At 46.2% G+C, this 22,511-nt stretch carries 18 protein-coding genes; 7 read left to right on the top strand and 11 right to left on the bottom strand.

The genetic code is table 11. From position 1 onward, the window contains the following. Positions 1-33: 33 nt before the first annotated feature. Positions 34-2,562 (top strand): cyclic nucleotide-binding domain-containing protein, encoded by a 2,529-nt coding sequence (locus tag LEP1GSC061_RS05280; RefSeq protein WP_016544704.1) that lies wholly within the window; start codon positions 34-36, stop codon positions 2,560-2,562. Between the two features lie 167 nt (positions 2,563-2,729). Beyond that, a complete protein-coding gene (locus LEP1GSC061_RS05275; protein ID WP_040508078.1) occupies positions 2,730-4,289 on the top strand; it encodes a hypothetical protein in 1,560 nt (519 codons plus the stop codon). Here LEP1GSC061_RS05275 and LEP1GSC061_RS05270 read toward each other — a convergent pair. Beyond that, positions 4,236-6,047, bottom strand: a complete 1,812-nt coding sequence (locus LEP1GSC061_RS05270; protein ID WP_016544858.1) for a PQQ-dependent sugar dehydrogenase — start codon at positions 6,045-6,047, stop codon at positions 4,236-4,238. The two genes, LEP1GSC061_RS05275 and LEP1GSC061_RS05270, sit on opposite strands and share 54 nt — an antisense overlap. A gap of 136 nt (positions 6,048-6,183) precedes the next feature. On the opposite strand from LEP1GSC061_RS05270, the gene LEP1GSC061_RS05265 reads away from it, so the two are divergent. Together LEP1GSC061_RS05265 and LEP1GSC061_RS05260 are read left to right on the top strand one after the other, a co-directional pair. Then, positions 6,184-7,770, top strand: coding sequence for a glycosyltransferase family protein (locus tag LEP1GSC061_RS05265; protein WP_198014241.1), 1,587 nt, complete (start codon positions 6,184-6,186; stop codon positions 7,768-7,770). Between the two features lie 28 nt (positions 7,771-7,798). Then, the gene (locus LEP1GSC061_RS05260) at positions 7,799-8,956 is read left to right on the top strand and encodes a glycosyltransferase (RefSeq protein WP_040508076.1); all 1,158 of its coding nucleotides are present in this window, start codon (positions 7,799-7,801) and stop codon (positions 8,954-8,956) included. 32 nt (positions 8,957-8,988) lie between these two features. On the opposite strand, the gene LEP1GSC061_RS05255 is transcribed toward LEP1GSC061_RS05260, so the two are convergent. Both LEP1GSC061_RS05255 and LEP1GSC061_RS05250 read right to left on the bottom strand, forming a co-directional pair. After that, positions 8,989-9,867, bottom strand: a complete 879-nt coding sequence (locus LEP1GSC061_RS05255) for an SDR family oxidoreductase (RefSeq protein ID WP_016544390.1) — start codon at positions 9,865-9,867, stop codon at positions 8,989-8,991. 162 nt (positions 9,868-10,029) lie between these two features. Continuing rightward, positions 10,030-10,716, bottom strand: a complete 687-nt coding sequence (locus LEP1GSC061_RS05250; protein ID WP_016544222.1) for a Rossmann-fold NAD(P)-binding domain-containing protein — start codon at positions 10,714-10,716, stop codon at positions 10,030-10,032. 172 nt (positions 10,717-10,888) lie between these two features. Here LEP1GSC061_RS05250 and LEP1GSC061_RS05245 point away from each other — a divergent pair, with 172 nt between their 5' ends. Both LEP1GSC061_RS05245 and LEP1GSC061_RS05240 read left to right on the top strand, forming a co-directional pair. Next, positions 10,889-11,362 (top strand): hypothetical protein, encoded by a 474-nt coding sequence (locus LEP1GSC061_RS05245; protein WP_232218367.1) that lies wholly within the window; start codon positions 10,889-10,891, stop codon positions 11,360-11,362. A 2-nt stretch (positions 11,363-11,364) separates the two neighbouring features. Continuing rightward, positions 11,365-11,883 carry a hypothetical protein gene (locus LEP1GSC061_RS05240; protein WP_016544215.1) on the top strand — a complete coding sequence of 173 codons (519 nt, stop codon included), beginning with the start codon at positions 11,365-11,367 and terminating at the stop codon, positions 11,881-11,883. Here the strand turns inward: LEP1GSC061_RS05240 and LEP1GSC061_RS05235 are convergent. The 3 genes from LEP1GSC061_RS05235 to LEP1GSC061_RS05225 form a co-directional block, all read right to left on the bottom strand. Beyond that, the gene (locus tag LEP1GSC061_RS05235; protein WP_016544368.1) at positions 11,849-12,925 is read right to left on the bottom strand and encodes an alcohol dehydrogenase; all 1,077 of its coding nucleotides are present in this window, start codon (positions 12,923-12,925) and stop codon (positions 11,849-11,851) included. The two genes, LEP1GSC061_RS05240 and LEP1GSC061_RS05235, sit on opposite strands and share 35 nt — an antisense overlap. Continuing rightward, positions 12,922-13,896, bottom strand: a complete 975-nt coding sequence (locus tag LEP1GSC061_RS05230) for an alpha/beta hydrolase (protein WP_016545082.1) — start codon at positions 13,894-13,896, stop codon at positions 12,922-12,924. Before LEP1GSC061_RS05230 ends, LEP1GSC061_RS05235 begins: the two co-directional genes overlap by 4 nt. Positions 13,897-14,000: 104 nt before the next feature. Further along, positions 14,001-14,624, bottom strand: coding sequence for a GNAT family N-acetyltransferase (locus LEP1GSC061_RS05225; protein WP_040508189.1), 624 nt, complete (start codon positions 14,622-14,624; stop codon positions 14,001-14,003). Between the two features lie 187 nt (positions 14,625-14,811). On the opposite strand from LEP1GSC061_RS05225, the gene LEP1GSC061_RS20790 reads away from it, so the two are divergent. Next, positions 14,812-15,357 carry a DUF1353 domain-containing protein gene (locus tag LEP1GSC061_RS20790; protein WP_084680465.1) on the top strand — a complete coding sequence of 182 codons (546 nt, stop codon included), beginning with the start codon at positions 14,812-14,814 and terminating at the stop codon, positions 15,355-15,357. A 256-nt stretch (positions 15,358-15,613) separates the two neighbouring features. Here the strand turns inward: LEP1GSC061_RS20790 and LEP1GSC061_RS05215 are convergent, their stop codons facing one another. The 5 genes from LEP1GSC061_RS05215 to trpB form a co-directional block, all read right to left on the bottom strand. Then, positions 15,614-16,084 carry a tetratricopeptide repeat protein gene (locus LEP1GSC061_RS05215; RefSeq protein ID WP_016544287.1) on the bottom strand — a complete coding sequence of 157 codons (471 nt, stop codon included), beginning with the start codon at positions 16,082-16,084 and terminating at the stop codon, positions 15,614-15,616. Positions 16,085-16,133: 49 nt separating this feature from the next. Further along, positions 16,134-18,047, bottom strand: coding sequence for a 1-deoxy-D-xylulose-5-phosphate synthase (dxs, locus tag LEP1GSC061_RS05210; RefSeq protein WP_016544699.1), 1,914 nt, complete (start codon positions 18,045-18,047; stop codon positions 16,134-16,136). 20 nt (positions 18,048-18,067) lie between these two features. Further along, a complete protein-coding gene (locus tag LEP1GSC061_RS05205; protein WP_016544477.1) occupies positions 18,068-20,386 on the bottom strand; it encodes an adenylate/guanylate cyclase domain-containing protein in 2,319 nt (772 codons plus the stop codon). A gap of 101 nt (positions 20,387-20,487) precedes the next feature. Further along, positions 20,488-21,291 carry a tryptophan synthase subunit alpha gene (gene trpA, locus LEP1GSC061_RS05200; protein ID WP_016544888.1) on the bottom strand — a complete coding sequence of 268 codons (804 nt, stop codon included), beginning with the start codon at positions 21,289-21,291 and terminating at the stop codon, positions 20,488-20,490. Beyond that, a complete protein-coding gene (gene trpB / locus LEP1GSC061_RS05195) occupies positions 21,288-22,502 on the bottom strand; it encodes a tryptophan synthase subunit beta (RefSeq protein ID WP_016544974.1) in 1,215 nt (404 codons plus the stop codon). Before trpB ends, trpA begins: the two co-directional genes overlap by 4 nt. Positions 22,503-22,511: the final 9 nt, after the last annotated feature.

The following is a 22,511-nucleotide window of genomic DNA, read 5'->3' as shown; positions in this document are numbered from 1 at the left end:
TTTTCTTCTTAATTTGCCCCAGATAGCGATCGTATGGCATTAGATACAAGCGTACCCAATCAAAAAGTCTCCGTCAAAGCAGGCAGCGTCCTATTTTCCGAAGGTTCTCCGGCCAACTCTCTAAATGTTTTGCATAGCGGAGCGTTGAAATATATCGGCGAGGCTCCGGGCGGTAGAAAACTGGAGTTATTCAAACTTTCCGGAGCCAATCTCACTCCGGGAGCCACCGCACTCTTCACGACCGGGCGCTATCCTTATACGATACTTGCGGAACAGGACTGCGTTCTTTCCACTTATGTCATGTCGCAGGCTACCGTAGGTCGCTCTCTTGCCGCAAGGAGTTCCCTGGGAATCATGGTGGGGCGTTCCTTAGTTCGGGAAATCACGGAGTTATTCAAAAAAACGAACCAGCTCAGAAAGATCGCTTCCGACATGGCAAGGACGAACGATAACCTCTCCCTGTTATATTACCAATTCAATCCGAGCGTGTTTCCGGATATCAAACCCGGTCAACCGATCGCGGAACCTAGCGCCGAAATCGTGGACCCGGTTCTGCGACTTTCTAGGGAGAATCTGAAACATTTCTTCGACAACGGAGGAATCCTTCCGGAAAGACCGACTTCCATTTATGTGGACGAAGATCATTCCCAACAGTTGGGAAAATACTATCCGGAAGAAATCGAATTCCAAGACGGAGAATTCAATTTCGTTCGTAAGATTATTCTCGCCGATCCGAATTTGCTCGCTCAACTGTTCGCATCCGATCCGAGTATGGTTTCCTATGCCTGCGAAAAATTAGGGAAAGTGCAAAGCGATCTTACCGGAACCTCCCAGGGATTACTAGAAGAAGTGGATGAGGCGTTTCGTTTGCTCGTAGGCGGACCGGAAAGTCTCACTGAAAAATATTACCTGATTCTTGATATGACGGCTAATGGATACGCTACCGCTCCTCCCGAATTCGTAGTTCCCATCCTCCAGATCGTCGCCCAAAAAATCGAAAGAGCACTCGCCGGTCACCAATCCTTATTCGGATCCGCGCTGCCGAATCCTTCCCCGAACACCAAGGCCTTCTTAGAAAAAACGGCGGGACTCGCTAAAAAATTCGAATCCAGCGCTCCGGCTGCCGCCTCCAATAACGGAGGAATCTCAGTGGATTCCTCGGCGGACGCAACCGCTATCCGTAAGGAATTAGCCAATTCAGCCTCGACCATCATTCAATTCTCCGGACTAGGAGGAGACGCCATCAAGGAATTCTCCGCGATGATGGTAAAACTGAAATCCCTCAAGAATCCTTTGGATTCCGATAACGATACCAGAAAACTTCGTAGGTCCATTACAAAAACCTACTTTGATATTTACGCTGCCTGCTTCCAGAAATACATTAACAGCAACAAGAACGTGCCTAAGCCCGTGGAACTGATGCTGAAATACGGTCATTTCGACGAGACAATGCTCGACGATTCCCAATTGGTATTCATGTCCACTTATAAGGATGCAATCACCAGCGTTTCGGATATTCCGATCCATTACGGAACCGAATGGTTGGAAAAAATCTATCGCAGAGAGACTCCGACCTCCTTGGACGAGCTTGGACAAAACTTTTTCGATAAGGTCAAGATGGACAACCGCAACGCGGTTTATAAGAAAGAGTCCGATCTACCTCCCGATATAGACAATCCGGAAGCCAGATTGAAATTCGAATTCGGAGCCATGTACGAAGCGAACGTTCGACTCACCACGGGTTCCTTGGCTACCTATCTGCCTATTCTTACCAAGTACCATTCTCAAATTCCTCTCGGAAAAGCCTACGTTTCCAAAAAGATGCTCACGGATGCGATACACGCGGTTCTCGGCGCGGATTTCTCCGTGTTCAATCGGGAGGTGATCTATAATAATCCGGAGATGGGAATCAATAAGGAATTCATCCAGAAAGCGGTGATCCCGGATTTCGTCATAGTGCCCTCGATAGGAAGTAAGATCATGATGTGGCAGGAACTCTCCATACATCGAGGTTCCGGTTCCAAGGAAAGCCGAGGCAGAATCGTGCTTCCTATCTTCGTGCAAGGAGACCTGAAGTCCTTGCTCATCGACGCGTTCGCCGCGTTCCGTTGGGAATTATGCAAGAGTATTCTGGGTCCGGAATGGAATAACGTGGGTAACCCGTCCATCACCGCGGATTATATGGACTATGTTCAATTCTATAAGAAGAATAAGGATCTCTCCATCGAAATCAAGGAGAAGCTCGCAGCGGAATTCAAACGCTTCCGAAACGAGAGGGATATTTTCGCGAACGACTACCAGATGTGGATCAAGTATGAAGCGGAAGGAGTCCAAAGATTGAACCGGGTGGTCCGAAGCATATTCTACAGACATATCCCCTTCTCCCGTCAGATTCGGGAAAAAGTGGCCAAGATGCCCGCATTCGCGGAAATCAATAACCGTTTCATCAATATTCGTACCCGTAAATTCACCGAATTAGAAAACCGTTATAAGAAATATATCAACGCCTTAGGAAGTCTACCCGAACCGTTGCGGGAAAACCTGGAATTCTACCGGGTATAAATTTCTTAGTCCGGATTCTTTCGGATGATTACGATCTCGTGATTCTATATTACGATTCTACCAAATCCGAATCGATAGAATTCATATAATTACCGTAAGGATGATTCGACAGATCCGACTTCGGTCCGATCCTAGGCGCCGGAAGCTTCCGTCTCTTATAAGATCGCATGCGAATCCGGGTAAAAATCATACTCACAGTATTCTTCTCTTTATCCATATTCCTATTTCTGGACCGCTTCCTTTTTCCCGAGATTCTATTTAGAATACCCAACGAATTGGAATGGGATACTTCTCCCTGGTATAATTTTCTAAGAAAGAGATCCGAAATCCGTTTCTCAGATCGGGAAAACGGAGTGCTTCTATTGGGAAGCAGCGTCGCTCTTTATTCCGTGCTTCCTGAAAAATTCGAAGAGAGAGTGAATGAGAGTCTTTCTGTCGATAAGAAGATTCGAGCCGAATTCTACGCACATCCGTCTCTTACCCCTTCGGATTTCTATTATTATAAGGAGGATATCGCCTCCAAGAAACCTAAAGCGATCGTTTATATTATAAATCCTGCGGATTTCCAATTGGAATATCTGAAACAAAATCCTAACGGTGCCCAATACGACGAAAAAGATTTTTTCGCCGATTCGGTCCATACGAGACACCAAAATCGACTTCTATACCCCGATCGTTTCTTTTTGGAAAGATGGAAGGAGATACTTTATATCGGAAAATCAGAAGCGGAAGTATTCGCTTCGAAATTTCTCTCCTATGCGGTGCGTTATAGGAGTTTCTTTTACGATCCGATAGTGGCTTGGTATATGCACCGCTTCCGCTGGGGAAGATCCTACCATTATTATACTGGAATACGACCCAAGGAGGGGATCTATTTAAGAGGATGGACCAAAAAGAATTTCGAGATCGATTGCGAGATCGGAAAACAAGTCTGGAAGGACAGCGTATTTATCCAAAAGCCGGGAACGACTCTTAGAATTTCCAGGCTTATGCCCAAGGAAGAAATCGTGTTCGAGAAAAAATACGAGAAGAAGGGTTGGTATTATCTGGAGATTCCTTTTTCCGATTCTCCTACTAAAACGACTCTTCGCTTCGAGGCCGATAAAACCGCTTCTTCCAAAGAAGTCGACGATAGAATCTTCGGATCGAAAGAAGAATACGGAATCCGACTCTCGCAAAATTTCTGTAGGGCGGATTTCAGGGAAGGCATTTCCTATTCTAGAATTTCAGGCTTCGACGATTCCCGGGTGGAATCCATGTCCGATTCGGATTACGACAAGGATTACAATTTCAGAATATACAGGAATAACGATACCGAAGACGTTCTGAGCCGATTCAAGAAGCTAAGGACCGGCAAGAAAATCCTCTCCGAACGAAAGCAATTCTTAAGTTGGTCACAGATGGATTATCTAAAAAAAGGGGTCCGTTATCTTCTGGAAAAAAATATCCGGGTAATTTTAATCCATTCTCCCGAAAATCCGAAAGAGAAAAAAGAATACGATAAAAGCCCATGGTATAAAGGTTATCTATCTTTCCTACGAACGCTCGGAGAAGACGGATACGAATTCGTGGATAAAGGGGACCTTTTTCCTAGGAAACAATCCTTTTTGGATCCCCACCATCTTACCTATTCCGCCTCCGAAATCGCGAGCCGGGATTTCGCTGAATCCTTTTTAAGAAGCTTTGCTTCCGGATCTTCCGAATCGGGAAGAAATCTTAGCGAATAGCCATCCGAACAGGGGGCCCAATCTCTTTCCGTATACTCCGAGTAAAATCCCGACGAGAAGGGAAAGCACCAAGGAAATCCTAGGATTCTGTTCGAATTGCTTTACGATACTGTATTCCCATTTGTCTAGTCCTTGGTAACGAACGGACCCATCGGAGATCTCTATCAGAAATTCCTTTAAGGATTCTATCTCTTCCTGGTTCAAACTCAGATTCGGCATGCCGCTAACGGGGTTTAGAAATTTAGGATTCTGTAATTTGGAGGAGATATACAATTCGATCTTCTTATCCGGATCCAAGTTGGGATCGGCGAGTTTGGATCTGACTGCGTTCCATTTTTCATGCTCCGGTTCTTGAGCGTAGGACTGCATTTCAGAGATCTGCTTTAGGAATTCTCCTTTTTCGAATTGTTCCTTCAATCTGGAATGAACCGAATCCAGATTCGGTGCGACATTACTTCCCACTCCTCCTAAAGTATGGCAACTACGGCATCCTTTTACTTCTACGAGTTGTTCTCCCGTATACTTCATCTTTTCGGCGGCGATTCTTCCAGGAACCAGCTTCAGCACCGGTGCGGGCAATAATCCTCCGTCCTTTCTCATACGTATATGGGAGATATAAATGCAGTCATCGCCCAACGCGAGTCCCGTAAAATCGGCTCTTCTTTCCTCTTCGTATTTCGTAGGCAGAATGACCCACCAAGGTTCTCCCACGACTCCTTTCTTATCGTCCACCGGAACGGCGAGCAACGACGTGATATGAGAAGCCGCGATCACAAGGTGCCCTCTCAGAGCGGCCAATTTATGATTTTTAGGAACGTAGATCATATCCGCCGGTCCGACCGATTTGGGAAAGGTCATGAGATTATTATACGTCATGCTAGGATTCGTATTATCCCAGGGAAAATCCGTGCCCTTGGTCGCCTTTACCAAACGATCTATTTCGGGTCCATTATCCGCAACGTAAACCTCTCCACCTTCCGACTTAGCGATCGCGAAAGGATTTCTCAATCCCATAGAGAAGATATAACCTTGAGGGTCGGATTTCTTTCCGGTAAAGAAAGGGTTGGATTCCACCTGGGAGAAATCCGATTTTAAACGAAGTAGCTTTCCGTTACTGCTATCCTTCTTATGAGAACTTGTCCAAGATTGACCGTCTCCGGTCCCGACCCAAATATGATAATTGGAATCCACGAAGCAGTGGCCGATCTGATGCGCTAAGCCAGCAGTATCTCCGCGGAAAGGAGCGTCGAAGACCTCGACTTTTTCAATCTTAGTCCAAGGACGAGTTCCTACAGAGCGCCACTTAGTGATCTTATTACTTCTCCCCCAACCTTGTTGGTAAACTGCGGTAGTATAAAGAGTCTTATCGTCAGGAGTAAAGCAGGCTCCCGTTTGCCCCATCTCTCCTTGAAAATCGGGAAGTTCTTTTCTAGGCTTGGATATATCCTCGTCCTCTCCGATCTGTATTACGTTTCCGTTTCTAAGCCTCGCTCGAATCCCTCCTCTCAACTCGCTCACGACGTATAGAACGTCCTCCGTCGATTTTCCCGGATTCTTAAGCAATGCGACGCTTACCGGAGTGGTGAAGTTTCCCGCGTCTTCGATAAGGGTGAATCCTTCCTGCACCTTCCACTCGGCGTTCTTTTCTCCAGCGTTATTCTGGATTCCCTTGCTCGTATAGAATTGAGCGAGAAGAGATCCGGGATGAATGAATGTAATAAAACTTAAGATTACGATTCCTATTCTTATCGTTTGCATGCCGACAATGGCTTTTTAGAAAATGAAAGGAGCAAGCAAAAAGCGCACGACCCGTATTACAGAACGAAAACATCTACGGATAGTAATCGTCCAGATCTTCTGGCATTCATTGTTCTGTAATCGTATTGCTTTCTTTTTGAAATTAAAAACCGCGATGATCGACAGCATGCTGAATGCAAGAACGGAACGCAAATGGTTCCAAGCGATCCTATTTTTGGGAGTCGCGGTGAGAATAGCGACCGCAGTATTGAATAGCGGATATCTCGCGCTGGACGATTATTATATTCTATTTTTCGCGGTGCCCGCCCAATCCGAATCCTTATCCTTAGTGGATTCCGTACAAGCTGTCCCGGAAATTCGGTCTCTCTTACCCGATGCTCTCGTTAGACTGTTCGCAAAAATCGCTTATACTATAGGATTCGACGATCCGCTTCACCAGATCCAATTCGTATTTGCCTGTCTAGGATTATTATCCGCGATTACGATCTGGATCGGTTATAGATTCTTAAAATACTTGTATCCTCCTTCCGAGAATCCTGAAGAGGAAAATTATACCCAATGGATTCCTCTTTCAGGGGCCTTTTTACTTTCCTTACATTTTCTGATGCCTTTCGTATCCACTAGGGCATTGATTGAATCCATGTCGGCGCCCTTCCTACTCGGAGGAACCTTCTTCGCTTCCGTTTATTGGAAGGAGGGAAAATACAAGGATTTAGGATTATCGATCACTCTACTCGCAATCGCCTCCTTATTCCGATTCCAGGCGGGAGTATGCGCCGTTGCTCTATTTTCCTTAGTAGCATATCGCTCTTGGAAGAATAGAAGTCCGAAGGATATCTATCTATTTGCCGGCTTCTCTCTCGCATTACTCGTTCTTACCGGAATACCGGATCTGATCTTCAGGGGAAGTTTTCATTCCTCGATTCGATCCTATATTTCGTATAATCTAAATCATTCGGCGGAATACGGGGTCTCTCCTTGGTTCGCATATCTACCCGCGATTTTAGGCGCTTCCCTATTTCCTTTCTTTTTGGGAAAATACGAAGGATTCGGTTGGAGATCGGTTTATTCTCCTTTAATTCCTACGATACTCTTCTCCGGTCTATTTCTAATCGTTCATTCGGCGATCCCCCATAAGGAAGAGAGATTTCTACTCCCCGTCCTTCCGTTACTCTTGGTTTTACTCGCGCCTCTTTGCGCCTACTGGCACGGCGGAAGATATAAAAAGATCTCCGTTCGAAGAGTCTTATTTCTACTTACGAATTTTCTATTACTGGACCTTCTCTGTTTTTTCACGATCCAAAACAATTCCATCCAATTGGTTCGCTATCTGAATTTCCATACCGAAATCAAGGAACTATACGTTTACAAGGACTCAATCACACATCTTCCGGTGTCTTACGCATATAGGACCCCTCTGGAGAGATTCGAATCCGTGGATACGTTGGACGAAAACGAGCAACCTAGGATCGATAAATTCGATCCTTATAAATCCTGCTCCGCGGTGTTGGTCGTAAGAAAGGATTATGTACTCGGAGGAATCGATCCGGAACCTCCCTGGATCCTGGTTACTAGCTTCGGTTCTTCTCCGTTGGAGGAATTCGCGGTATCCTTGAATCCGAATAAGAACAAAAGAAGATCCAGTCTATACCTGTATCAATTCCAACTTTGCAAGCAACCCAAAGGAGACGCAGTTTCCGATTCCGGAACTCCGACCTTCTAAAAAAAATAGGATTTTCCAAAAGCGAAGAATGCGACCTAAAGTATCCGTACTATTGCCGACCTACAACGAAGCCGAAAATATCGAAATTTGCCTCTCCAACCTGGGCCGAATCTTCCAAAAAGAAGAATATGAAATTATTGTAATAGATGATAATAGCCCCGACGGGACCTGGTCCATTGTGGAAAAGATCCGAGAAGTAAACCCCAGACTCAAATTGATCCGCAGAATGACGGATCGAGGGCTTTCTTCCGCTATCGTATCCGGAATGAGCGTAGCGGAGGGAGAATTCTTCCTGGTAATGGATGCGGATTTACAGCACGATGAAAGCATTCTTCCCGAAATGATCCGAGAATTGGAAAACGGAGCCGACGTGGCAGTGGGAACCCGATACGCAAACGGAGGCTCCACGGGTAAATGGAATTGGATTCGAAAGTTCTTAAGCGTGGTCGCAAACGCATTCGCAAAATTCTTATTGCCCATCAGGATTTCCGATCCTATGAGCGGATTTTTTGCGATACGTAGAGAAGTATTCTTTAAGAGCGGGGAAAAGATCAATCCCGGAGGATTCAAGATACTTCTGGAACTCATCGGAAGATATGAAGGAGATCTCAAAATCAAGGAAGTTCCTTTCCATTTTCGCAGAAGATTGCACGGAGAAACCAAGCTCAATAATTCCATAGCGAGAAGCTTTTTAGTCAGCGTATTGGATCTCAGATTCGGAAAATGGGTTTCGTCCACCTTTCTGCTCTATTCTATAGTTGGAATAAGCGGAGTCTTGGTAAATCTATTCGGCTTCGTATTATTCGAAAGTCTGGGAATCAAGGACGTTTCTACAGGATTCGAGATTCTTCCCCTATTTCCCGCCTCCGTATTCTTCGGGATAGAATTGTCCATCGTGAGCAATTTCATCCTGAATAACTATTTTACTTTTTATGAAACTAGATACGAAAAGTGGGCCGCGATACGTGGATTCGTCATCTTTTCGGGAGTAAGCGCCTTAGGAATACTCGTGCAATTGGGAATCTTTCAATTGCTATTCCACAAATTTCTGCCTCGATTGGGAGTCCCGCAGAATTTCGAGGCAAGATTGCTAAGCGATCTGACCGCGATCGCCGTGGCTATGTTTACGAATTATTTCCTGAATTCGAATATCACCTGGCTAAACCCCTCGAGAAAACGTTCTTAGAACTTCCCGAGGAGTTCCTATTCTTCTCATATTCAGGAGAGAAGCAGGCTCTTGTTTTTTTCCAGATATCCTTTTGCGTCTTCCGGTTCTTCTCCGGTTAGGTCTTTGACCGAGGTGCTGACGCCCTTCATATAACCTTCCCGGATGGAAACGTCGAAAGATGCCAACGCATCCGCCATCGGTTTAGGTATTCCGGCTCCAACGAGCCCCTTGGACAATTCCTCCGCAGGAAGATCCAAGTAGGAAACGTTCTTATGAGTCAATTCTCCGGTCAGCTTTGCGAGTTCCGAATACGTCCAAGCCTTGGGCCCCGTGATGTCCAGAACGAGGTTTCCGGAAGAAGGAGCGACCAATGCGGAGGCCGCCGCCTTCGCGCAGTCCAGACGAGTCACATAGGAGCAGGCGCCTTCTCCTCCGGAACCGGCGAGTGTTCCCGAAGTTGCGGCGTGCTGCAATTTTGGTATTAAATAATCCGAATAGAGCCCGTTTCTTAGAATCGTATAATGCAACCCGCTCTTACGGATCTTTTCCTCCGTTCCGGCATGTTCGGAAGCGAACGTAACGGGCGCATGATCCGGATCTATCATGGATGTATAAAGAATTCTTTTCACTCCCGCCCGAACGGCGGCGTCAACCGCATTGCCGTGTTCCTGGATTCGATTTCCTATATTATCCGTGCTGATAAGCAAAACTCTATCCGCGCCCTCGAAAGCCTTCGCGAGTCCCTTGGGATCTCCGAAACTTGCTGATCTGACGATTACCCCTCTTTTAGCGAAATCGTCGAGAGACTCCGGCTTTCTTGTGGTAGCGATAATATTCTTATGACCTTTCTTTAATAATTCTTCCAATACCAAACGACCTAATTGGCCGGACGCTCCTGTGACTAGTACTGTTTCGGAAATTTGACTCATTGGGATCCTCCGACCGAATGCGGAAAGAACGGATATATCTTCCGGACTTTCGCTCGATCCATTCTGAATTCATTTCTTAGACAACTTGAAACAATTAAAGTTACAAGTAAAATAAAAAATGATGATAAAGCGAATCGACCGATTTCTAAGATTTTTAGGGGATTAAACTTCTTCCAAGAGATAAGGTCTTGTGTATTCTCGAACGATCTCCACTACGAAGCGACCCCAAGATTTGGGATCCTCTTGGGAAATCTCGATTTGACGGACCTTAGGAAAATATGCCTGGGGTTTAAAGGCCGTATGAGTCAGCTCCATGGCTCTCAGATAATTATCCACTCTCTTGACTCTTACGAAATTCAATAGCTCTCCCTGAAGTTTATCCGCAGGGATATAGCCGATAATGATGAGTCTGGGAAAAAGGGACTTCTTTAAAAGATTGATGAAGTCCCCGAAACTGTCCACTCTATCGATAAAACCTTCGTAGGCGCCCCCACCCAGGTTCATGATCTGCGTCACGATATCCATTGTAAAGGATACGCCTTCGGCGGAAGTCATATCGGAGATGATCACGATCCCCTCGTCCGGTTGAAAGGTTTTGAATTCCGAGGTAGGTTTAAAATGACGTCTCAATAATTTTGCGGTGGAAATATCGATCTCTGCAGCCTTAGGAACCAAGACTTTTCCGGAGGAATCTATAATCGGCTCGCGCGTGATTAAATATCTTTTCTTGGCCGCGTTTTGGTTCATCACCCGGAAGGCTTTTACCTTTTCTTCCAATTCATCTAGGGTGCAATAACCGATCTTGAGAACATTCTCTCTCGCGCGTTTTTTTAGATCTATATCTTCCATGGAAAGTTCAGGAGGCCCGGAGGGACCAGCTTAACGAGGGTTCCTAATTTCGCGAGAATTTACCGGGGGTCGAGGGAGAGTATATAAAAAAAATCCGCCATTGGAAAGCCATCTTTTGGCCTTGCAAAAAACCGCTTGTCCGCCGGGGTTGCGCTCCTTGAATAGGGGGAGAATGCGGTTTCCGTTCCCATTTCTAAATAGTCTGAAAGGAATAATCATTCCGTTCGCGCAAAGCGCCCGTTTTCTGCTGCTTTTCGGCTTAACCACTTGTTTTTCCATAGAATTCATCCCCGAAGCCCCTTCCCAAGAGGAAACTTTGATCTCCCACAAAAAGAACTGGGAACAGATAGAAATTCTCAAGAATTCTCCCAAAAAAAAGAACTATCGTGTCTTCGGCAAACTGATCATCCGGAATTTCGGAGAAGGTAAGATCGAGAAGTATTATTACGATAAGATTAAGAAAGAACTTTTTGATAAGGGAATGGACGGAATGTATGTGATCAATTCCGGTATGGTTCCGATTCCCCCCACTATTTTCCAGGCAGGCTCAGCCGAAGGCTATAGTTACAATATGGCAGAGATCGCTAAGGATGCGAGAGTGATCGAGGCGATGGCCTTTCGTTACCGGGATAGACACGAGGAATAAGAATGGCCCGTAGATTGGATAGCGAAATCAAGGTGATGGAAAACGGAGACTGGATTTTCCGAGGCTCTCCGATCCAACAAAAAGACATACTAGAGTATTTTAGAAAAAACTTAAAGGAATCCCAGGACGGAGTATTCATAGACAATCATTTCGGAGAATTTTCCGAAAACGGATATCTGGAAATATTCGGTTATCCCTTAAACTTGATCCGAGTGAGAGAAGAGGAGGGAGAGCTCTATTTTTTAAGCGACGCAGGAGAAGAAATACCCTTGGACTTTCTAGATCTGGAAGCGGACAGAGAAGGGGAATTATACGCCAAAAAAAAGAATCATAAACTTCTAAAATACAAACTGGCGAGGAATGTTGCCACGAGCCTTTCCGAATTTATACAAGATTCACCTGCCGGGATGAGACTTAAAACTTCTCAATACGAATTCCTTATTCCGGAAACCAATCAAGGCCCCGAAGTCTCCCTACCCGTCGAATTTAGAAATCCTTCCAACCGTTTCGACTCGGAATAAGAACCGTTCTCCCAATCCCTTTTCCTTCGGCCAAATCGTCCAGGCTCGAATTAGCCTCCTGCAAATCCCTTTTGCGGACGGGAATGGGAGAAGGCTTCTTTTCGGAAACCAGGGCCAAGAGTTCCTCCAGTTCCACGGGTGAACCGGTGTAACTCCCTCTTACGGTAATATTGCGTAATGAAATGATAGGAGCAGGTATTCGGATCTCTCCTCCGAAAAGTCCTACCGAAATCAAGCGACCGTTCTTTTTGAGTAAGGAGAATCCTAGGGAAGAGGTCGCGGAATTATTAACGAAATCGATCACGGAAGTGACTCCGTTCGGACCTGAAATCTTTCGAACTCCCTCCGAAGGATTTACTTTAGAAGAATCTACAGTAACAAAACCGAGTTCCCTAATCTTAGCCAAACGGGAATCTTCCAGGTCCAGAAAGATCGCCTTACCCTCCGTCAATAAACCTAATAATTGAGCAGCGAATAATCCCAATCCTCCGGCGCCTATGACGACTAAATGATCCTTACTCTTTAAAGGAAGAGCCTTCTTTAAGGCGCCGTAAGCGGTTAAACCGGCACAGGCATAAGAACAAGCAAACTCAGGCTCAAGGCCTTTGGTATCTAAAAGCCATTTGGGATCGGGAACGAGAATACGATCCGAGTATCCCCCATCCCTATAAATTCCTAGAGACCTAGGAGAAGAACAAAGATGAGGCAAACCGGACTCGCATTCTTCGCAGACACCGCAACCGATCCAGGGATATACAAGCCTCGTTGCCCCGATCGATACTCCTTTCGCTTCAGGCCCGAAGGATTTCACTCGACCCACAACTTCGTGTCCCGGGGTCAAAGGAAGACGGACTCCTCTATCCTTCACGTATAATTTTTCTCCCGATCCGATCTTATAGAATCCTTCCCGCAAATGCAGATCCGAATGGCAAACGCCGCAGGCCAGGACCTCCAATAATACTTCCGATCCTCGAGGTTCCGGGTCCGGCGATTCTTCTTTGCTTAATGCGGAACCGAACTCAGCTAGTCGTAAACTGATCATACTTTTTCACCGACTCCGTTCGATCGCAAGGATGGATCTTCGGGGCGAGAAACGATTCTCTCTAATTCTTTACGAATGATCCGAATGCCTTCTTCCGGGGCTTTTAATGCGTTCACCTTCGTAAAGAAGCCGTGAGTATACCCCTCGAATCTTTTCCATTTAACTTCAATTCCGGAATTTTTTAGATATTCGTAATACAATTCTCCGTCGTCCCGAAGAGGATCTATTCCGGCGGTGAAAATTACACTTGGAGGAAGATTCGACCAATCCGGATTCAATAAGGGAGAAGCCGAAACGTCTTTACGATCCGATTCGGAAGGCAGGTATTGGGAAATAAACCATTCCATATCCTTCCTGGTAAGTCCCGGTCCGAATTCGAATTCTGAATAAGACTGAGTATTGCAGAAAGCCTGGGTAACTGGATAAATCAGGATTTGTAGTGAAATTTTAGGGCCGGACTCGTTCCGAGCTCTAAGGACGATAGACGCGGCGAGATTTCCGCCCGCACTATCTCCCGCGATCACCAAAGGCAGATTTTTCCAAGGTTCTTCGTCCCTGGAAGAATCCGCCCAAAGAAGAGAGTCGTAGGCATCCGATAAGGGAAGAGGATACGGGAACTCGGGAGCCAGTCGATAATCCACCATGGAAACGATACTTGAAGTTCCTTCAGCAAGCTTTCTGGCAAAAGGATCGAAATCGCTCAATCGCCCTACGACCCAGCCGCCACCGTGAAAATATAAGATTCGGGAAAGAAGCTTGCCCTTAGGAATATAATTTTTTACGAATATATCTCTTCCTGAAGTCGGAATTTTGGAATCCACGACCTCCTTCATCTCGGGTCCCTCTCCCAATAACTGCCTGATAGCCGAATAACCGTCCCTTCGCTCCTGAACGGTACCTTGTGTGAATCCGGTCAGACCTAAGGTTTGGATTCGATTGGCGTATGCGAGCATCTCGGGAGCGAATTCCATCCGATTCTCCTGCAAGAAAATAGAATGCGAAATTCTAATCGGAAAGAAGCTCCTTGTCGTTCCAGATTATAGAATGAGAACCGAATTTAATAAAAATCGAAAATTCAAGAGAATGCGGAGCGGTCCGCCTCCATATAATAATGATCCGGTACTTTTCCTTTCGGGCCTGAGAATTTTCTGGATTCTACGATCTTAAAGCCGACCTTTTCATACAGGCTTTTGGCTCCCGGATTTTCCTGGGATACGTCCAGAGATATCTTGGAGAATTCGGGAAACGTGGAGACCGCAAACCGTATCAATGCCTCTCCTATTCCTTTCTTCCTCCAGGAGACTGGGACCGCGATATGCCCTAAATACAAACGTCCCGATTTCGGAGGTTGGATCATTCCCTCCATAGTCAATCCTCGAATCGCAACTTTGGGTGCTCTCCATCCGTACGTTCGGAAGATATTTCCGGCGGTTCCCGCGTTCCATAGAAGAAATCGGGAAGAAGTATAAATGACGATAGTTCCCACGATTTCCCCGTCTTTTTCCGCCACGAAATGATTCTTATGACTGATCGTATTACGAGTCCCTCGAAAAGAGCGGGTAAGAAATTCCTTAGAGGTGATCCGACCCTCGTTAAAAACGAAATCCCAGGAGGCAGGGCCGGAACTATAAATCAAAGGAACCGCCGCTTCGGCGTCTTCGGGTCTGGCTGGGCGGATATGCAGGTCTAAATTCTTCATCACGAATGGATAAATTAAAAAAGCTCTAGAAGAATGGGAAGAGAAAATTCGGGAGAAAAACAAACTTATAAGTCGGAAAAGCCGATCTCGAAGTTCAGTTTTAAGGATTTTCGAAAATTCTAAGTGGATAGCACAAAAATATTAGGTTAGTATTCTTTAGTAATTTAATCGTAAAGAGGCCGAACCGATGAGCAAAGGGTTTTCAGGAGATCCGATCACCAAATGGACAGGCGAACGCTTGATGTATCTTGAAGAGGATTTCTATTATATAGATAGCAACGAGAAAAAATGGCTCGCCCCTAAAGGAAGCTGTATAAATGGAGCAACGATTCCACAAGAGCTTTGGTCTACAATAGGTTCTCCCTATACCGGAAAATATAGACGGGCATCGATCGTGCATGACGTTGCGGTAGGAGAAAACGGAAATCCAAGCGTTACAAAAGAGCAGCGATGGAAAGCGGATAGAATGTTTCATGAAGCCTGTCTTACGGATGGTTGCTCGATTCGATTAGCCAACTTGCTATACATCGGAGTTTCTATCGGAACATTCCTGTCGAAATCCAACAACGCAAAAAGAAATTCATTCGCAGGGCTCGAGGAAGAGGAATTAAAGAGGAATCCGAAAATCAAAGAAATCGAAAACCTATTTTGGCAGGTTGCAAAGAAGAGTGCGAAATTCATCGACGGTTCGGATTTAGATTCCATCGATTCGATAATTCGAAAGGAAGTATAGATTTCGCTACACTGCTTGCTCAACCGCAGTGAGCCGAGCTATCAAACTCAATGCACTCAAATTAGCAGTAACTGAAGTCGGCGACTGGGCGGGGCGCCTTTTTACGATGGGACGGAGGAACGAAATTTCCGATCGCAATTGAAATAAGAAAAAGCTCCGAACAAGAAGCGGAATTTAGGAAAGAAGGAACTCCTTCTAAAAACGAAAAGGGGCAATCCTGCCCCTTTTTAACGTCAATCCGATCGGAATCCGAACTTTAGATAGCGGAATTCAATTCTTCTCTCAATCTCTTAGCTTCTTCGAAATCCGGTTTGATCACGATTGCCTTATGCAGATATTGCAGAGATCTTTCCGGACGATTCCAGATCTTGTATAAGGTTGCCAGATTAAAGAGGGAGATATGGGGAGCGTCGTTCAAAGTGCAGCGAAGGGATTTTTTAAGCCAGAAAACGGATTCTCTTTCTCTTCCCATACGAAGCAGAAGGATTCCGATCTCGTTGCAAGGGTTTCCGTATTCCGGATTCACTTCCACGGATCTGTAAAAATAGTACAGACTTTTTTTCCAATTATGCTTTTGGTTTTCGATCAATCCGAGGAAGAAATAGGTCTCATGACTATCGTTATCTTCCAAGGAGGCTTTCAGCAGAAATTCAGAACGATCCAGATCGCCGGTCTTATAGAAAAATTTTGCAGCTTCGAGTTTGTCTTCAGGAGTCAGGTTTTCCAATTAAATCTACCCGTTTTTATTTTCATTTTCGGAAGACCTTCTCAGGAGCTTAATTCCGTTTTCCGTGTAGGACCTCCTTCTTGACGATTTCCGAAAGGGACTTCGCGATACTTTTGGCGTCTAGTCCGTATTCTTGGAAGATTTCCTTCCTTTCCCCGTGGTGGATTATCTCGGAAGGGAAGGCAAAAGTCTTAGTAAATCGGCTCAAGTATTCCGGAGAAATCCGATTGAGTAGGTATCCGGAAGCTCCCCCATCCAGGTAACTTTCGTCTAGAATCGCAAAATGCCGCACCTGAGACAGTTCCTCGTCCAGGGACTCTTTCCCTAGAGGTCTAAGCCAGACCAAATCGACGAGAGTCACGGAATATCCGTCCTCTTCCAGGAAGCTAGCCGCTTTCTTGGCTTCGTCCAACATGGATCCGATGGATAGAAGAGCGATATCCGTTCCTCTTTTTAATACGCGAAAACTTCCTGGTCTTAGATCCGGATTGGACTGGAAGTTTAGGTCGGCTAAATCCACGGAAGCCTTGGGGAATCGGATCGCAATAGGGGACTTATCGTAAGACTCCATGTATCGAAGAGAATCGATTAGATCCTGGCCGGAAGACGGAACGAAAACGTCCATATTCGGTAAGGAAAGAAGATAGCTAAGATCGAATAATCCCTGGTGGGTCTCCCCATCCGGGCCTACGCAACCGGCGCGATCGATTACGAACCGAACCGGAAGATTCATTAAGGATACATCCTCCACGAGCTGGTCCATACCTCGTGTCAGGAACGTGGAATAAATACACATATAGGGAATCACATCCCCGTTGGTCATCGCTCCCGCAAAAGCCACGGAATGCTGCTCCGCTATCCCCACGTCGTAAACATGGTCCGGGAACTTGGAAACATATTCTCCCAGACCGGAACCCTCTATCATTGCAGGAGTCACCGCGGCGATTCTAGGATTTTTCTCGGTAAGATCCGAGAGGACTTTTCCTACGATTTTGGAGAATGAGATCTTGGAAGCGTCTCCGGAATCCATGGCTCCGTCCTCTTTACGGAAAGGGGTAACTCCATGGTATTTGATCGGATCCTTCTCCGCCGGAACGTATCCTTTACCTTTCTGGGTGATCGTATGAAAGAGAACCGGCCCTTTCATATTCTGCAATTTTCGAAGCATCTTCACTAAACGGATCACATCGTGCCCGTCTTCAGGACCTATATAACTGAAACCGAGATCCTCGAAAAGTCCGCCGGGAGTAAATACGTCCTTGAAGCCCTTCTCCACCCTTTTGAAAAAGCTCTCCATAGCCGGACCCACGATCGGGAACCATTTTAGAAAAGTATAAAATATTCTCTTCCAATTCCGATAGAAATGGGAGCTGATGATATTATTCAGATAATTCGATATGGACCCAACGTTTTTGGAGATGGACATATAATTATCGTTTAGTATGACTAGAAGATCTTTCTTAAGATGCCCCGCGTGATTCATCGCTTCCAATGCCATTCCGGTTGCGATGGATGCGTCCCCAATGATCGCAACCACCTTATAATCCTTACCGGTCAGGTCCCTAGCTACTGCTTCTCCCAAGGCCTGGGATATGGAAGTTCCGGCATGACCCGTGTTGTACAAATCGTAAATGGATTCTTCCCTTTTAGGAAATCCGGATAGACCTTTGAATTTGCGAACGGTGGAGAGTCTTTCTCTTCTTCCCGTGAGAATCTTATGAGGATAGGTTTGGTGCCCCACGTCCCAAATCAAACGATCGGCGGGTGTCTCAAAAACGTAATGGAGGGCAACGGTTAATTCCACCACGCCCAGATTACTGGCGAAATGCCCTCCGATTCCTGAGAGAGTATCGATAATGTAATTTCTGATTTCGGAACAGAGTTGCGGCAGTTCCTCAAGAGGCAATTTTCTAAGATCCGCCGGAAGGCGGATCCCGTTTAATATCGAATATTCCTGTTGCATGTTCCGTCTTTTTACGGTCTTCAGGATTGCTCGATTGCTTGCAAAGGTCTCCTCAGAAGTTTTAGGTCTTCTTCGTTCACTAAGTCGATCAGTTCGTAGATCCGGACCGGCTTGGTTTTACCCTTAACCTTGACCAAATCCAACTCCCTGGCAATTATGCGATCCTTAACCTTTTCGTAAGTATATTCCGAAATAATAATATTAGTTCCGTATTCCTTATTGGATCCTTCCAAGCGGGAGCCCAGGTTAATGGTGTCTCCCATACAAGTATAGTCCATCCTATGGGAACTTCCCATATTTCCGACTACCGCGGGTCCGGAATTGAGACCGATTCCAATATCCATAACGGGGAGATCTCTGCTTTTCCACTCCTCTTTTAGGACGGCGAGCCTTCTCATCTGTGCGATGGAGGCCGCGCAGGCATAATAGGCGTGGTCTTCCAGAGGAACCGGAGCCCCCCAGAAAGCCATGATCGCATCCCCCATGTATTTATCAATCGTTCCCTTGAACTCGATGATAATCTCCGTCATTTCCGATAGGTATTGATTCAGGAATTGGACCAGTTCCTCCGGCCCCATTTTCTCGGACATGGTCGTAAAGCCTCGTATATCCGAGAAGAATATGGTGATGTCCTTCTTGGATCCGCCTAAATTCAGGTTCTCCGGATTTTTTAGCAATTCGTCCACGACGTCTTTGGAAACGAATTTGGAGAATGTAGTGCGGATATATTTTACGTTCTCTTCTTCGGTCAGAATCTTATAACCGATGATCGCAACGAAGATAGAGAATTGCTCGAAGACCACCGTCGGAAATAGATGCACAATATTTAGAACGAGGAAATCCACCGCGGAAGCCACGGAGTAGACCAATGCGATCAGAATGATGAATAGGAATCCCCAGGAAGTCTTGAGTCTAGGAAGAACGAGACCGATCAGGAAGGCCATGAAAAGATAAATCAGGAAATTTCCACCCAAGGGCATATCCCAAAGGAAGTCCTGATTTAGGATCGTATTGATCGCATGAGCATGGTGCTCGATCCCGGACATATCTCCGAAAGGAGACAAGTGGGTATCCTTTGCGGTACCTCTACCTGTAGCGTAATACATGGCCACCAGATAGATATTATTGTCCGTCTGCTTCGGAGTCTCCTTGTCCCAGGTCTCCGCAACGTCGAAGATTTCAAAATTATTATACGCGAATAATCCGCCGGGAAAATTGATCTCCATCTGTCCGTCATCGTCTATGGGGATCGTGATCTCCCTTTTTTCGTTCGGAACGGCCATGATATCTTCGGAGACCCATTTCAAAGTGGTACGATCGAAGAATGATTTCGTTTTTTGGGGAATATTCTTGATCTTAACGTATTTCCCCATCACCACTTCGGTATCCTTCTTAACGTCGACTCCGAAATAATTGCAGGCGATAATCAGGTCGATGGAGGGATAATAAGTGGCCTCGTCCCCTTTTCCCGATTCGTAGATTCTGGCTACGATCGGCATTTTTCGGTTCAGACCACTTGCGTCTTTTTTGATATTTGCAAATCCCAGACCGGAGGCTTTTTCCGCGATCGGTTCTATCGGAGGCTGAGGGAAACGGAGCCAGGAGCCGGAGCTATCGTCCTGGACGTTTTCCAGACGGAATTTCTGGAGAATCTGCACCCTTTTGTCCAGGTTCTGAATGGCTCCTCTGGATTCCAAACTGGTCTCCATCGGATAGTCGAACATTACCCTTGGGTTGCCGGCTAAAGCCTTGGCCATGGCCTCGGTCTGTCCGGGCTTATAATCCAACAAGAAAATGTCGAACATGAGATGGTTCGTCGATTCGGAAAACGCATTAATTATTTTTGCATAATATTCCCAGGAAATAGGCCAGACCCCGCCCAATTTTTCCAAGGACTCCGTGGTAATTCCTATGATATTGATATCGTTACGCGCTTTCGGATAAGGAACCCGTTTGATGATCATCCGGCCTTCTTCGTTCTCGGATTCCTTTCTAGCGTTATCGTTGGATCTCAGATAGAATCTCCAGGAGATCGAAGCTTCCTCCACGTTTCTTGCGGGATCGAAATAAGAATATAAATCGAACCAAACGAAGGCGATGATTACGGCTAACCAAAGACTCCCAATGGCCTGCCTGTCTTTACCGAACTTGACGATGGTTTTATAGAAGAAATAGGAAGAAGAGAATAAAAGCAATGCCCCTAAGAGAATCATCGCATCCGAATACGGAGCGTAGGGGAAGAAGGCGAAATAAAGATGACCTAGGATCCCGAGTAAGGTGGTAACCCCGAAGACAATATCCAGTAAGGTAATTTTCGAGGCGGTTTTGGACTCGCTCATTCTTTCCTCCGAATGGAAACTGGAAGGATTCTCTCCCCCGGGAGGGTTTCGTCAATTTTCTTCCAAGATTGGGAAAGAAAATATCGACTACGAAAAACTTTTTATTTGTTTCCCCGGAGAGATCGAGAAATGGAAAGAGCATATTCTTCCAATTTCTTCCTACACACGCTCGGATCGCTTCCGTTTTCCTCTATGATTCTCTGGACGGCGGAACCGATGATGATTCCGTCCGCATATTCCGAAATCTCGGAAGCTTGGTCCGGGCTTGAGATCCCGAAGCCTGCGCTCACCGGAAGAGAAAAAATGCTCTTGGTCAACCGGATCCTATCTTCCAATCCGTCTGAAACCGCCTTTCTTTCCCCGGTCACTCCGTAAGAAGTAACATAGTAAATGAAGCCGGAGGCGAAATCCCGGATTCCTTTCATACGGGAAACGGCGGTGGCAGGAGTCACAAGATGGATAAGATCCACACCCCTTCTTCTCAAGGATTTAAAGAGATCGTCCGTTTCCGGGGTATCGTAAGGAAGATCCGGTATGATCATACCTTGTATACCTGCGATCTTGGCCTTCTCCGCGAACCTCTCGAAACCGTAATGATGGATCGGGTTGAAATACGTTAGATACACCAAAGGAATATGAGGATGAAGAGAATGGATTTTCTCGGTCGTTTCTAAAATCTTTTCCATAGAGAAAGGATTTCCCAAGGCCCGCTTGAAAGCCTTCTGAATAACGGGACCGTCCGCGACCGGATCGGAGAAGGGAATTCCCAACTCCAAAATATCCGCACCGCCGCGTATCAACGCATCCGCCCAATCCACACAAAGATCGTAGCTCGGATCGCCTAACGAGATATACGGGATGAAAGCGCTTTTATTCTCTGAAAATACGCTGCGAATGGCGCTCAAAGTAATTCTCCTTTAGAGAGACCGACTAGTCTAGCCACCTCTGCGACATCCTTGTCCCCTCTTCCGGAAAGACAGATTAGAATGTCTTTTTTCTTTCCCAAGTCCTTGGCTAATTCTTTGGCAAAATGGAAGGCATGAGCCGTTTCCAATGCGGGGATGATACCTTCTATTCTACATACTTCCATGAATGCGTCCAAGGCGCCTTCGTCCGAAACGGTTTCGTATTTCACTCTTCCGGAAGAATGGAGGTAGGCATGTTCGGGACCCACTCCCGGATAATCCAATCCGGCGGAAACGGAATGAGCCGGAACCACCTGTCCTCCCTCGTCCTGGATCACCAATGTTTTGGTTCCATGCAAGAATCCCGTTTTTCCGAAAAGCATAGTCGCGGAATGTTCTCCCGGGGAAGAGCCTCTTCCTCCAGCCTCGACTCCGTATAACTTCACTTTTTTGTCTTTTAAGAAACCGTAAAACATTCCCATAGCGTTCGAACCTCCTCCTACGCAAGCCACGACCGCGTCGGGAAGTTTGTCGTTTTCCTTTTGGAATTGTTTTCTGGACTCCTCTCCGATGACTTTCTGGAAGTCCCTAACTATGGTCGGGAAAGGATGGGGACCGATCACGGACCCCACGATATAATGCGTATTAGAAACGTTTAATGCCCAATCTCTCATCGCCTCCGAGGTTGCGTCTTTGAGAGTGGCGGTCCCGGAAGAGACCCCGATCACCTTGGCCCCGAGCATCTCCATACGGATCGCATTCAGCTTCTGGCGACGAAGGTCCTCTTCTCCCATGAAGATTGCGGTCTCGAATTGGAACATGGCCCCCACAGTAGCCGTTGCGACTCCGTGTTGCCCCGCTCCAGTCTCCGCGATGATCCTGCGTTTTCCCATGGCCTTGGCTATAAGAGCCTGTCCGATAGTATTATTGATTTTATGAGCGCCCGTATGATTCAGGTCTTCTCTTTTTAACCAAATTCGAGCGCCGCCCCAAGCCTGGGTCAGCCTTTCGGCGAAGGTAACAGGAGAAGGTCTTCCGATATAATTCCTACGGTAAAACTCCAGTTCCTTCTTGAACTTCTTGTCTTTGCGAAGTTTCTCGTAAGTCCCTTCCAGTTCGATCAAGGCCTCGGTTAAAATCTCGGGAGCGTATCTCCCCCCGAAATCTCCGAAATAGCCTTCCTTTTCCGTAAAGCTGCGCTCTTTAGCCATAGAGGTTCC

The sequence above is a fragment of the Leptospira wolffii serovar Khorat str. Khorat-H2 genome, assembly GCF_000306115.2.
GTDB classification, from domain to species: domain Bacteria; phylum Spirochaetota; class Leptospiria; order Leptospirales; family Leptospiraceae; genus Leptospira_B; species Leptospira_B wolffii.
The sequence above is the reverse complement of the archived record's forward strand: the minus strand, read 5'-3'. Positions and strand labels throughout refer to the sequence as shown.